Genomic DNA, 12,601 nt, shown 5'->3' with positions numbered 1-12,601 from the left:
CCCACAGACCCCGCCCCGCCCCCTCGTACGGACCACCGGCGCGATGTGACCCGTGATTCGGTCGCGCGTGCGATCCGAACGCGAGAAGAGCACGGAGGGTGGCGGAGGGATGGCCGGAACGTCACCTTCTGTTCCGGCGACAGGAAACCTTCTGGATCACACCCGCGATCGCGGAGCGCGTGCCACACTCGCCTCTGAATCGAACTCCAAGGGCGATTTGTATTTAGGGAGTTGAGCTCCGATGGGCACCTCGCCGGAATTGGGTCCAGAGCTGCGCCGATTACGACACCGGGCCGGGTACACGCTCGCCGAATTGGCCCTGGCCGTGAACTACACCAAGGGCTATCTCAGCAAGGTGGAACGCGGAAGGGGGCAGCCGTCGGTCGAACTGATCTACCGGGTCGACCGATTCCTCGGGGCTGGTGGCGCGCTGCGGAAACTGGCCGAACCCCTTTTGCCGGGGCGGCGGCCGGGTACGGACGAAGGCCCCCATGACCCTTCCGAGCCGGGTGCACGCCACTGGGAGCTCGACCGGCGGGAAATCCTCGAATCGGGCGCCAAGTCCTTTCTCGGCAGGACCCTGAAGAGGCCGGGTAGTGCGATGGCCCCCGCGGGTACCGCCCTGCTCGACGCACTCGCCACGCAGCTCGACCGGTCACGCCGGCTCGGCCAGTGCTCCGACCCGGCCGCACTGTTGCCCGTACTGGAGTCCCAGACGCGGGCAGTCGTAGGACTGGTCTCCAGGGAGGAGCCGCACAACCGGCTTCCGCTGCTGCTCCTCGCCTCGCGCTTCGCCGAGTTCGCCGGATGGATGGCCCAGGAGGCGGGCAACACCCGGGCCGCGCTTTCATGGACCGCGGACGGCGTACTGCTCGCCCAGGCGGGCGGGGACCAGCACCTAGCCTCGTACGCCTTGGTCCGGCGCGCGCTCGTCACCTTCTACGGAGGCGACGCGGCCGCTACGATCGGGCTCTCGGTTCAAGCGCAGTCGAACGGGAGCGTGCCGCCCAGGATTCGAGGCCTGGCCGCCCAGCGGGAAGCTCAGGGATACGCCCTCGCCGGTGACGAACTCGCCTGCATGCGGGCCCTGGAGCGCGCCCGCCGCTGCTTCGCCTCCGCTGCCGTGGAGGCCGAGCCCGGCCCCGTCATCGGGACGACGAATCTGGCGGACCCGGCGGCCATGGTCACGGGCTGGTGTCTGCACGATCTCGGTAGCCCGCGCGAAGCTGCTCAGGTACTGGACCGGGAGTTCCTCAAGGTCCCGCCGAATGCGCTGAGAACGCGGGCAAGATACGGATTCCGCCGGGCCCTCGCCCATGCCGCGGCCGGCGAGATCGAACACTCCTGCGCCATCGCCCGGGAACTGCTCGACGTCAGCGTCGCCACCCCCTCGTCAACCGTACGCGCCGATATTCGGCGTCTCGCCGACGAGCTGGGTCGCTTTCGAGTCAATCGCGCCGTGCGCGACCTGCAACCCGCATTGGCCTGGGCCCTGAAGCCCGCCCGGATCTGAACCGGAATATCCGCCACCGAACAGGTGGTCCTCAACAGGTCCCGTACGGCCCCTGTCTTCAACCTTGAACCCCAGTTCGCACCCTTGACGCAAGGTAAGGAATCCGCCATGCCCGAAATCTTTGTCAATTACCGTACGGGAGACGAGGAAGCGACCGCGACCCTCATCGAACGCGAGCTCTCCAACCGTTTCGGGAGCGACCGGGTCTTTCGCGCCAGCAAGTCCATCCGCCCCGGACAGCCATTTCCCCAGGAGCTGCTCACGGCCGTGCGCCACAGCAGGGTCCTGCTCGTCGTGATCGGCTCCCGGTGGGCCGAGGCCCTCACCCGGGACGGCCGGCCTGCCCTCCAGGACCCCGAGGACTGGACTCGCCGCGAGATCCTGGAAGCCTTCGAGAGCGGCGCCCACGTGGTCCCGGTACTGGTCGGCCGTGCGACGCGGCTCGACCGGACCATACTGCCCCGCGAGCTGGAGAGGCTGGCAGACCGTCAGTACCGCAGGCTCGACCACCGCAACGCGGAAGGCGACCTGAGGCGCCTCGGCGACGATCTGGCCGACCTGGTTCCCCAACTGGCAGCCGCGGACAAGACGCCGCCGGCGACCGCCACGGAACAGGTACAGGAACGAGCCCACTCCGCGCGCATGCAGGTCCGGGACGTCCGCCACCGCCAGCGCGGAGGCATCGGCAATCTCAATGGGGACCTCGGGACGTTCGTGAACGGGGCGAGCGGACCGGTGCACACCGGTTCCGGGGCCCAGCACACCGCCCCGTCCTTCTCCGGTGACGGCATGGGCGTGAACTACGTGGCCGGCGACAACTCCGGTGGCATGCGCCAGTACATCGACCGCGCGGAGCGCCGTAAGGACGACGAGTGATGCCGGGAGATTCCCGCAGCTACGTCTTCGGAGGCACGGGCCCGTCCCACCACGGGTCCGGACCGCAGAACGTCTACTTGGGCTTTCCGCCGCCCGGGGAAGGCCGGGACCGTCTGTACATCGTGCGGGAACGGCGTGCACGACTGCGCCGAAGCTTCGTCCACCCGGGCAACTACGGAGAGGCGGCCCGCAGGCTTGAAGCCCCCGGGGCAGTCGTCTTGCTCCAGGGGCCGTCGGGCATCGGCCGGAGCGCTGCCGCGACCATGCTTCTCCACGAGGCGACGGACCCCGAAGCAGGGGAGGAAGGCCGCTTCGAAGAGCTGACGGCAGACGAACCCGAGAACCGCCTGGACGCGGGCCCTCGTGACCGGTTCCTCCTCGACCTCTCCGGCACCTCCTACGACCATTACTCCGAGGCCCAAAGGACCCTCGCACTCCACCGAGCAGCCGTCGAGCAGGCCGAGGCCCGGCTCGTCGTCGTGCTGCCCACTGGGCTGGACCACATCCTGGACCACCAGTTCGCCTCCCTGGTGGTCCCGTTGGAGCGCCCCCGTGCCACGGCGGTGGTGTGCCTCGCCCTTCGGGTGGCCGGAATCGAATGCGATGTGGAGCAACTGCGCGACGCGGCACTGGCGGCGTTCATCGCCGATGCCCCGATGCGTGAGCTCGCACGCTTCTGCGAGATGGTCGGGCGGGCCAGGGACAGCGGCCGCCACGGCACGGAGTTCGACTCTTGGTGCCAGGAAGCGCTCGCGGCCGTCACCGACAGGGCGGCCGAGGCGGCCCAGCAGGTCGCCGCTCTCAAGACCGCCGAGGAACGCGGACTGCTGCTGGCCGCCGCAATGTTGCACGGCGCCTCGGCGGACGCGGTCTTCCACAGCAGCAACGGCCTGCTGGTGAAACTCGGGCACGGTGGCGAGACCACACCCGGCCTCGCCGAGCGCGACCTGCTCGACCAGCTGACGTCCCTGGGTATCCGCAGGGACCGGCAGGGGCTGATCGCTTTCGAGCACCTGGAGTACGACGCGGCGATTCGCAGGCACTTCTGGCTGCACTTCCCCGCCCTACGAGGTCCGCTCAGCAGTTGGGTCGAACAGACCATGAGTCTCGACGACCTCACCCGTGACGACCGGGCAGTCCTCGTCGCGCGGTTCACGGAGCAGGTCCTCGGGACGGGCCGCCCCGACGACCTCCTGAACGTGGCCGCGCGGTGGGCCGGGACCACCACGCCCTCGCTGCTCGGGGAAGCGACGGCCGCCCTGGAACTGGGGCTCGGCGACGAGCGTCAAGGCAGGGCGATCCGGCAGCAGATCCGTACTTGGGCCACGGAGGCCGAACTTCCCCGCGGCCTCTTCCAGGTACTGACCGAGGTCTGCCGGGCCGGGATGTCCGTGACCCACCCCCACCAGGCGATCGTCCGGCTCCACCACCTGGCCCATCAGCGTGGCGGCGCGGACGCCCGTACCGCGCTTCTCGAACTGGTATCGGCCGACGCGCGACTCCGGCGGTTCCTGATCAGCCGGATCTCGATGCACGTAGGCCCCCGCTCGCTGCGCAACCTCGGACTGCTCCTCGAACTGCTCCCGCAGACCGCTCTGCCTTCGGACCTGCCGTGGCGGGAACTGACCGACGTATGGCGCGAGGCCATGGACCACAGCAGGCCGGACGACTGGTCGCCGCTCGCCCGCGGCTGGCTGAACGCAGTCGCGCTCATCCCCGGCGTGCGGTGGGAGCGCGCGCTCGGCGTCCTGGTGGGAGCCGCCGCGGGCAGCGACCGCCACAGCAACCAGCTCTACGCGATCACCTGCGACTGGGCAGGCGACAGACCGGAACGGAAGCCCACCGCGACCTGGCTCTGGCAGCAGATCGACGAGGCCCAGGGCCTCGCACCGGATGAGGTCTTCGCATCCTCTGGTTCAGGAGGCACCCAGTGAACACCTCCATGCCCTGGATTTTCCTCGGGACAGCCCTCGCCGCCGCAATCGGCCTCATCCTCACGAAGCGGGCCGAACGTGCCCGCCTGCGTGCCCGTGCCCGTGCGCGTCACGCGGACGCTGCCCGGGCCGCGGTGGCTACCGAGCCCCAACGGCCGGCCGAGGCCCCGTTCCAGGAGATGTGCCTGGACAGGGTGGCCGTGCCCAGCAGACTGCCGGACTATGACTTCCTGTTCTCGGCGTCAGTGTGGTGGCGACCCGCGGGGACAGAGGGCGATGTCCCCCATGGCAACCGCGGCGGGCTCGCGGCAGCGAGCGTGATCAGAAGGGTGCAGGAGTTCACCCGCCGGGAACACCCCGACCGATACGGGTCTGTTCAGTACCTGCTGGAGGAACAGCTGGGTTCCCATGCCCTGGACGACACGGCCACGCTGGTCGTGATGGTCACGGACGTGACCCTGGCCCTCGCCCCTGAGGATCGCGACCGGTTGCGCAAGCTCGCGGGCCTCCGGAAGGAGGAGGACACCTGGGAGCAGGAACGCCAGTACGAGAGGAGTAAGCGGAAGTATCTCGCGGACGAGATCCTGCAGACTCCGGGAAGCGCCGCTGTGTGGTGGCTCGCACGCCACGACGACGACATCGAGCGGGCCGTTGACCTCCTCGGGCCCCTGGCCCAGCTCTCCGCCGCGTCGAACAACACAGAGGTGGCGGAGCTGTTCCGGCACTTGGTCGAGGGGCGGCCGGAGCCCGGCTCCGCGCCCTGGGCGGACGACGGCCTGGCCCGGAACCACCCCCAGGACGAACCCCTGGGCGTGGTGGCCTGTGTGGCAGCCCTCCTGGAAGGCCTCGGTCTGGCCGAGCCCTCCGCCGAGCGCTCGGTGTTCCTGCACCGGCTCGCACAGTTCCTGTCGGCAGCCGGCCGTGGGGAAGACGCCGAGCGCATCCGCAGCCGCCTCTGGACGGACGCCACCACCGAGGACACGACTCCGGCACCCCCACCGGACGCCCCCGACCATGCCAACGCCACGTCGACCCCCTGGGCCACCGAATCCGGCACTCCCTAGTGATGTTGGCTGCGCATACGCGAAGACCCCGTCTCAGCGAACTCGCTGATGGCGGGGTCTTTGGGCACTTCCTGCGAAGTGCCCCCGGCAGGATTCGAACCTGCGCACACGGCTCCGGAGGCCGGACAGTACCCGGGTATTTGCCCATGTCAGACGCATAGCTGATGAGTTGTCAGGCTTGCCGTCCCGCGCATGTCCCACAACTTGGAAATGTGCTGGATGTCCTGGAATGTGAAGTGTCAGATCTTGATGACGGTGACCCGACCGCCGCACAGCGCGGTGAGGTCTTCCGGGTCGGAGGTGAGCACGGTGACGGGGCCGGGTGAGTCGAGGGCGGTAGCGCTGAGCATGGCGTCGATGGCGTACTTGTGGCCGTGAAGGCCGGCGTCGGCGAGGAGGGCCGCGGCGTGGCGGGCGATCGGCTCGGTGACCGGTTCGACGACGAGGCGGGAGAGGGTCCACTCCAGGGCCGGACGGTTGATTCTGGGGTGCACCACTTCCACAAGGGTGGCCGCGGATGTGATGACCCGTAGGTCATCGGCCCGGGCGAGTGCTAGCCAGGCAGTGACGGTCCGGTCGCGCAGGACGGCCTTGGCCAGCCCCTCGCTGTCGAGGACGAGGGTGCCGCCGGGGATGGTGGGGGAGCGTGTCACGCCGCATCCGCCCCGCTGTGAGTCTGCTGATGCCGGGCCTGGTGGAGCTGGTCCCGCAGGGCCTGGAGTTCTTCGTCGGTGATGGGCCCGTGTTCGGCTTCGGCAACCTGGATGACCTCGTTGAGGTTGTCGCGTTCGATCTGGCGGGCGACGGCGGCGGCGACATAAGCAGACAGCCCGGAGTGCCCGCTGCGGGCACGGGCAGCCTCCGCGATGTCGCGCGGCATGGTGATCGAGTACTTCCCGGTAGGCTCGCTCATGCTATCTATCCTACTCCTCATCCTCCCGGCTCGCCTGGGTTCCCGAGGCGCTGTGACATGGTCGCGAGAGCTCGACGCGTTCACCTGCTCAGAAGGGTGGTGGACGGCATGAGGAATGCGCCACGTTAGATACATGGCGTTCCGAGGAGGTACCGCACCGGGACGGCTGTGACCGCGCGGCCGCCTGGCATGGCCCTGCATGCACCTCGAGCGGTGGCTGCCCGGTCACTGGCTGACCATGTGAGCTCCGCTCTGATCGCAGCACTCCGGGAACTCGGCGGCGAGGAACAGGCCCCTTCGAGCAGAACGCATGGCTCGCCCCGCAGACGCGCAACGACCCTGAGTTGGTACACCTTCGCGCTCGAATACCTTGACATGCGCTGGCCACTGATCGCGGCGAAGACTCGGGACGAGACCAACGACGCGCTGTGCGCGATCACGCAGGCGATGCTCCGCGACATCGGGGGACGCCCGGATGACCAGTTGCTGCGGCGAGCTCTACGGGACTGCGCGTTCGTCGTGCCCAGGTCGAAGCCTCGTGGGATGCCAGCCGACGCCCGCCTGGCCTTGCGTTGGGTAGAAGGTGCTTCACGCCCGCTAGTGGATTTGCTGGATCCGGCCGTGATGAGAGCTGTGCTGGAATCCCTGCGCCTCAAGAGGGACGGCACAGTGGCAGCCGCCGAAACGCAGCGACACAAGCATAAGATCCTCGTCAACGCCGTGCGCTACGCGATCGAGCAAGGCAAGCTCCGCAGCGACCCGCTCGCTCCCATCAATTGGCACGTGGCCGAGACGGTTCAGCAGGTCGATCCGCGGGTCGTCGCCAACCCCACTCAGGCCCGCTCCCTGCTCTGTGCCGTCTCCTACGTGGGCGGCTACAAGCGGGCACGCGGGCGACGGCTGGCTGGCTTGTTCGCCAGCATGTACTACGCCCCGCTGAAGCGGTTGCGGTGGCCCTGCCTGACTGTGCCCTGCCTGCTGAGGGCTGGGGTCAGGTGACGCTGCACCGCACCCTGCCGCAGGCGGGCACAAGGTGGACTGACACCGGACGAGTTCACGACGAGCGCGGATTGAAGAACCGGCCAGCCGGAGACACGCGTCTGGTGCCGCTACCGCCGCAGTTGGTGCTCTGTGGCGGGAACACATCGATACGTTCGGCACCGCGGGCGACGGGCGGCTGTTCTTCAACGAACGCGGTGGCATCGTCGCCTCCAGCACCTACGACCGGGCCTGGCACGAAGCCCGCGAGCTAGCCCTACCGCCTGAACTTGTGGGCTCACCCCTCGCGGCCCGCCCCTACGACCTTCGCCACTCCGCCCTGTCCACCTGGCTGAACGCTGGAGTCGACCCGACCGAGGTCGCCAACCGCGCCGGCGACAGCGTCGAGGTGCTCCTGACCCGCTATGCCAAGTGCTTGTACGGCCGTCAATCGATCGCCAACCAGCGCATCGAGCGATTGCTGCACGAGTATACGAAAGATGCCGACTCCTCGGCGTTCTGGAGAACACGGTTACCTGGGCCGTTTGGTGGGAAGGGCTACATCATTCGGTATGTCATTCGTCCAGGCGCTGGAGTTTCACCGCGCGGGTGTCACCGTTGGTGACTAGTCCGTCGATTAGGCGCTGGATCAAAGCCCTACCCGATGGTTGCAGCTCCGATGAGGCACGCAGGATTTCCAGCCATCCTGGGAGTCTCCAGGACCGTGAAGCGACGGCTTTGTATCGGTCGCTGACCAGATCGTTGACCCACTGCAGTCCGGTGGTCGCTTGCCAGGATCGGGGTGCAGTCTCGATCAAGCCGATGAGGGCGTCGACTGACTCGGGAGTAGTGTGCGCGACATTCATCCAACGTGCGATGAGTGGCCCCAGGGTCTCGGGGTTAATCCACGCGCCTCTGGCTGTGTTCAAGGAGACCGAGGGGTCTGTGTCTGCCATATCAGGTGTGGGATGTGGGATAAGGGCGGCTACTGCCTTCTTGCCTTGATATGGGTGCTTGCGCGGGTCGGCGCCGGATTCGATCGCATCCAATACGGTCTGCATGACAGTGGGCCATACGTTAGGCAGGGCGCGACGTAGCTCTGCGTCGTAAGTGCACAGCAATGACAGGTTGTGAAGGAGCTGAGCCAGTGCCGGTGCGTTGGACGCGAATTCTCGAAGGTGGCCTTTCAGGGGGGAGGAGTTACCTTCGGCTGCAGTATCCATCAATACGCGGATGACACGGCGATGGCATTCTCGGAAGGTAGCCTGGCTGTACCCCTTCATGGCCCAGTGGGCTGCACCTTTGCGATGGGCTTCCCATAGTGTGTCGAGAAGGTGCCGTGCACGGGAGGCGACACAGCTTTCCGAATGTGCGGCGTCAGTTGCTGCCATGATTGGCGCAGTCAGCCGGTTTACCAGCAGCTGGTCAGCCCCGACCTCGCGGAGGGCCTTCGCAGGTGGGCCGCTGAGTGGTTCGATGGGGCGTCGTTGCAGTTGCTTGTTCCACGGCCCCAGCCGGCAGTCTCTGAGACTTGCCTCGACTGCTGTCCAGGCGATCTCGTGTCGGCACCTGTTTTGTTTGGGACCGGTACTGCGGAGAGCCGACCAGGCGCGAGCCAGAGCCGATCGGCTTGTACCAGGCTCCGGATTGGCGTCGCAAGGGGCCGACCAGACACGGGCCAGGCCCAAGGGCAGTGCGCAGCGTACTTCGTCGAACAGACTGGTCGAGAGGCGGAACAGGGCCTGCTGGATGCTTTCGCGGTCGAAGGGTGCCGCATCGAAGGTTTCCAGTAGCAGAAGTGGCACACCAATGGCGGCTGAGCGGTCGGCGCCCATGGAGTGCAGACTCGACATCACGGCGTACTCGTCCACATGTGGATACAGCGCGATGTCGAGCAGGAGGTTAGCCGCCCAGTCGATGTCGTCCTTGGTGATGCCGATGAAGCCGTTAGCGTAGGCGACCATGGCCGCCGCAGCGGTCGCTGCCATGGGATCCATAGGCTGGGGCAATACTTGCTCGGGCGGATCGGCAGCAAGGGCTCGGGCCAGGTCCAGATCTGCGGTGAGGGTCTCGAGAGGGGCGGACCTGTCTTCGTTTTTGGCATACGTCATGAGAAGCCGGATCGCCTGCTGGTTCCGTGCGTGTTCCGCATTTTCTGGAGCAAGCCCAGTGACGACGTCTGGGGGCGGTACGTACAGGACGCCAGTGCGGCCGTCGTCCAGTTCGACCAAGTGATAGTTCTGTGCGTAAAGCCGACTTGCCCACCCCTTGATCATCGAAAGAGTGCCGCTGGTGGCCCGGCTGCCGAACACGGTGTCACTGCTGCGGCGCAGCAGTTCGTCTCCCACCTTGTGAAGGACCGTAAGGCGGTCCAGGTTTCCAGTCAGAAGGGCTGTGCCGGTGGTCTGTTCAGCGACCTGAAGGAAGGTGAGACGTCGCCTATCGCGGCCAACGGTGTCGGCTGAGTCAGCTCCCTGAACGTGAGGATTGAACTCAGCCGCAGCGCGAATGGATTCCAGATGCCAGATTTCTGGTTGGGCCAGCCAACGGCCGAGTTCCGTGCCGGCAGAATCCGGGTGACGCACCAGCATGCCAACGATGAGGCCGGGCATGGCCAGGTTTCGACAACCCCGCATCAGTAGTTCGGTGACCTCACTCATGGGTAAACCAAGCGTGTCGACGAGGTGGTCGGCGAATAGCTCGACGGAGAGTAGCGCACTCATGCACGGGTATGGGCCGACGCTGGTGCCTCGGTACCATGACCACACATGCTCATCACCGATGTACTGTTGACGACCGCCGCCGGGAAGATCGAATTCCACCCCTCGAAATGGCTCGTCTGGGTAGGCGTCGAAGGATGAGGATTTCCCCCGTCGCCCGACCCGCGTCGAGGCAGCGTGGTCGAGTAGGCGGTGAATCATTTGGAGGGTCTCGATCGGCTTGGCTCTGAGGAGCCAGGAGAACGGCCCGAAGTCCCAGGCAGCCATCGGGCCGAAGACGCCGAGAGTCCTGGTATGCCCGCGCACGCCCTCGTCCAAGGGATCGGGGTTGGAATACCAGGGGTCATCAGTGCGGGGCTTCTCGATGTAGTACGCCTCGGTAAGCAAGAGCAGCAGCCCTGGGTGGGTGCGTGCCATCGACAGAGCGGCATGCTCCGACTCGACCGCAGGCGCCAGGAATCCGCATACCAGGGGCTTCCCGGCTGCCGCCGGCGGGAGCTGGTGACAGTTGAATACGAGAGCCCACCAGCATGGCCGATAACGCGTATGGCCGAAAGGGTCACGCTCGATGGAAGCGGGGGCCAGCTCACTCGTGCGGGTGAGCTGGGGAGCTGCCCGGCAGGGCGCCGTAAGTGAGACGGCGGCCGGGGAGCACATGGTGAGGCGCCACCCCTGAAGCATCCCCGGGGCGGGCAGGGCCGACACAGCGACGGCCCTTAGAAACCGCCCCATGTCGGGGGCCACCGCTTTGTCCCGCCTTCCATGTCGCTGTCGCCGGGCTCGACGGTGAACGAATCCGGCGGAGGGTCATGCGGTGTTTTGGTCACTCGGTTCGGATGACCGTTACGAGGACGGCAACTGGTGCGGGCGTGCCGTGCTGACCAAGGAGGGTAGTGACGGCGGCGCGGACGTGTTCGCGTACTTGCTGGGCGACGTCCAGGACGCGGTGGTCTTCGTGTACGACGCAGCGTACTTCTACGTGCCAGCAGCCTTCGGATGTCCGTTCGGTCCGAATGCCCGCCTCGGTGGGAAGTGTGCCGGCTCCGCCCGTGGCGTGGCGTGCGCGGGAGGCCGCGCCGGCCAGGCGGTCGGCGAGGCCGGGCTGGAGTGCGGCCACGCCGGGAACGTCGAGGGCTGCCCGGGCGGCGGCCTGGTGGATGTCCCGGTCTTTTGCGGGGGTCATCACTGTTCGCTCCGCTCGCCCAGCTCGCCGCCGGTGGTGTCGAGGGGGTCCAGGACGGCGTTGATCTCTAGGTCGACGTCGGTGACGGCCAGGCCCAGTTCGCGGTGTGCGGCGTAAAGGACGGCTCGGCGTACCCGGGCGGCCCGGTCGGGTAGCGGTTGGTCGAGGGTGGTGGCCAGGGTCATGGCGACGTGGACGGCGGTGGTGTTGCCGGTGGGTGTGAGGCGGCAACTGGCAGCGCGCGCACCGGGGACGGTGTCGGCAGCGCGCCGCAGTACTTTCGCGGCGGCGCTCTCGGCGATCTGCAGGTCGCGGGCGGGGTCGTCCAGCGGCAGCATCACGCCGATTCGCACCTCGGCCCGGACCGCGTTGATGACCCGGTCGGCGAGGCTGCGCCCGCTGGGGCGTTCCGTGGCACGCAGGGCGCGGGTGGCCTCATCCAGGGCGGCCAGCCCTTCGACGGCCTGCCGGCAGTGCGGGCAGTGCGCGGCGTGCGGGTCTGGAGTTTCGTCGGCGTCGCGTGCCTGCTCCCAGGCGCGGCTGAGTGGCCGTCCGCAAGGCAGCAGCTCGTCGCCGGCGAGCAGTTCTGCTTCGGGCAACGGCTCCGTGCGGATCGGCTCGACCCTTTCGGCCGGCGGCTCGCCGCTGGCGTCGGGGCGCGGGTCGTCTAGCGCCATGGTCGCATCGCCTCCTGCAGAGCGTGCCGTGCGCGAAAGAGTCTGCCGCGCACCGTCTGTTCGCTTGCCCCGGTCACGTGTGCGATCTCCTCGTAGTGCAGGCCGTGCAGTTCCCGCAGGATCCAGCAGACTTGCTGCTCGGGGTTGAGTTCGTGAAGTGCCTTGGCCAGTGCGGCGGTGGCCGCGTCCGTCTCGGCCACGCGCGGTGGTGAGCTGCCGGGATCGCGGGCGGCGGGCTCGGCGACGGTGTCGAGGGGGAGAGTACGGGGTCGGCGGCGCAGGATGTTGAGGCAGCGGTTGGTGACGATGCGGTACATCCACGTGCCGAACGAGGCGCCGTGGCGGAACTGCGGCAGTCGTCGCCAGGCGCTGAGGAAGGCGTCCTGGACGGCGTCCTCGGCATCGGGCCAGTTGCCGAGGAGGTGGTGGGCGAGGGCGAGCAGAGGGCTGGTGTGCCGGCGGACCAGGACGGCGAAGGCGTCGTCATCCCCTTCGGAGGCCCGTACGGCCAGCAGCCTGTCGTCCAGCAGCCTGTCGTCCATGCTGGTTTCCCGGCTGGCCGGCACATCGGTGACCGCCGGCGGAGCAGACTCGTGCGGGCGGTCCGCAGGCGGCGGGGGCGAGGGCCCGGTCCGGTCGCGCATCCACTTCTCGCTTCCTGCCGGGGAACCCGTCGCATCGGCGTCCGCGCACACCCCAACATTCTATGTGGTGTCCCTCACGGGGACGGTGTGAGGAATGCG

At 67.7% G+C, this 12,601-nt stretch carries 11 protein-coding genes; 5 read left to right on the top strand and 6 right to left on the bottom strand.

The window, feature by feature from the left end:
* Nucleotides 1-241: 241 nt before the first annotated feature.
* The 4 genes from J7F03_RS36895 (at nt 242) to J7F03_RS36880 (ending at nt 5,387) form a co-directional block, all read left to right on the top strand.
* A complete protein-coding gene (locus J7F03_RS36895; RefSeq protein ID WP_214957389.1) occupies nt 242-1,513 on the top strand; it encodes a helix-turn-helix domain-containing protein in 1,272 nt (423 codons plus the stop codon).
* Between the two features lie 108 nt (nt 1,514-1,621).
* Nucleotides 1,622-2,389 carry a toll/interleukin-1 receptor domain-containing protein gene (locus tag J7F03_RS36890; protein ID WP_214957387.1) on the top strand — a complete coding sequence of 256 codons (768 nt, stop codon included), beginning with the start codon at nt 1,622-1,624 and terminating at the stop codon, nt 2,387-2,389.
* Nucleotides 2,389-4,323 carry a hypothetical protein gene (locus J7F03_RS36885; RefSeq protein ID WP_214957386.1) on the top strand — a complete coding sequence of 645 codons (1,935 nt, stop codon included), beginning with the start codon at nt 2,389-2,391 and terminating at the stop codon, nt 4,321-4,323. Before J7F03_RS36890 ends, J7F03_RS36885 begins: the two co-directional genes overlap by 1 nt.
* Before the next feature lie 329 nt (nt 4,324-4,652).
* The gene (locus J7F03_RS36880; protein WP_214957385.1) at nt 4,653-5,387 is read left to right on the top strand and encodes a hypothetical protein; all 735 of its coding nucleotides are present in this window, start codon (nt 4,653-4,655) and stop codon (nt 5,385-5,387) included.
* A gap of 239 nt (nt 5,388-5,626) precedes the next feature.
* On the opposite strand, the gene J7F03_RS36875 is transcribed toward J7F03_RS36880, so the two are convergent.
* Together J7F03_RS36875 and J7F03_RS36870 are read right to left on the bottom strand one after the other, a co-directional pair.
* Nucleotides 5,627-6,040 (bottom strand): PIN domain-containing protein, encoded by a 414-nt coding sequence (locus tag J7F03_RS36875; RefSeq protein ID WP_214943176.1) that lies wholly within the window; start codon nt 6,038-6,040, stop codon nt 5,627-5,629.
* Nucleotides 6,037-6,300 carry a CopG family transcriptional regulator gene (locus J7F03_RS36870; RefSeq protein WP_214957384.1) on the bottom strand — a complete coding sequence of 88 codons (264 nt, stop codon included), beginning with the start codon at nt 6,298-6,300 and terminating at the stop codon, nt 6,037-6,039. The genes J7F03_RS36875 and J7F03_RS36870 overlap by 4 nt, the downstream gene beginning before the upstream one ends.
* A gap of 240 nt (nt 6,301-6,540) precedes the next feature.
* On the opposite strand from J7F03_RS36870, the gene J7F03_RS36865 reads away from it, so the two are divergent.
* Nucleotides 6,541-7,299, top strand: a complete 759-nt coding sequence (locus J7F03_RS36865) for a hypothetical protein (protein ID WP_214957383.1) — start codon at nt 6,541-6,543, stop codon at nt 7,297-7,299.
* Nucleotides 7,300-7,853: 554 nt separating this feature from the next.
* Here J7F03_RS36865 and J7F03_RS36860 read toward each other — a convergent pair.
* The 4 genes from J7F03_RS36860 to J7F03_RS36845 all read right to left on the bottom strand — a co-directional run bounded on the left by J7F03_RS36860 (nt 7,854) and on the right by J7F03_RS36845 (nt 12,400).
* Nucleotides 7,854-10,415: a hypothetical protein gene (locus J7F03_RS36860; protein WP_214957382.1), complete on the bottom strand. Its 2,562-nt coding sequence runs from the start codon at nt 10,413-10,415 to the stop codon at nt 7,854-7,856.
* 406 nt (nt 10,416-10,821) lie between these two features.
* Nucleotides 10,822-11,181, bottom strand: a complete 360-nt coding sequence (locus tag J7F03_RS36855) for an Asp23/Gls24 family envelope stress response protein (protein ID WP_214957381.1) — start codon at nt 11,179-11,181, stop codon at nt 10,822-10,824.
* The gene (locus J7F03_RS36850) at nt 11,181-11,858 is read right to left on the bottom strand and encodes a hypothetical protein (RefSeq protein ID WP_214957364.1); all 678 of its coding nucleotides are present in this window, start codon (nt 11,856-11,858) and stop codon (nt 11,181-11,183) included. Before J7F03_RS36850 ends, J7F03_RS36855 begins: the two co-directional genes overlap by 1 nt.
* A complete protein-coding gene (locus J7F03_RS36845; protein ID WP_214957362.1) occupies nt 11,849-12,400 on the bottom strand; it encodes an RNA polymerase sigma factor in 552 nt (183 codons plus the stop codon). The genes J7F03_RS36850 and J7F03_RS36845 overlap by 10 nt, the downstream gene beginning before the upstream one ends.
* Nucleotides 12,401-12,601: the final 201 nt, after the last annotated feature.

Source organism: Streptomyces sp. ISL-43 (genome assembly GCF_018614195.1).
Taxonomy (GTDB): Bacteria; Actinomycetota; Actinomycetes; order Streptomycetales; family Streptomycetaceae; genus Streptomyces.
This window is presented reverse-complemented; position numbering and strand designations above follow the sequence as displayed.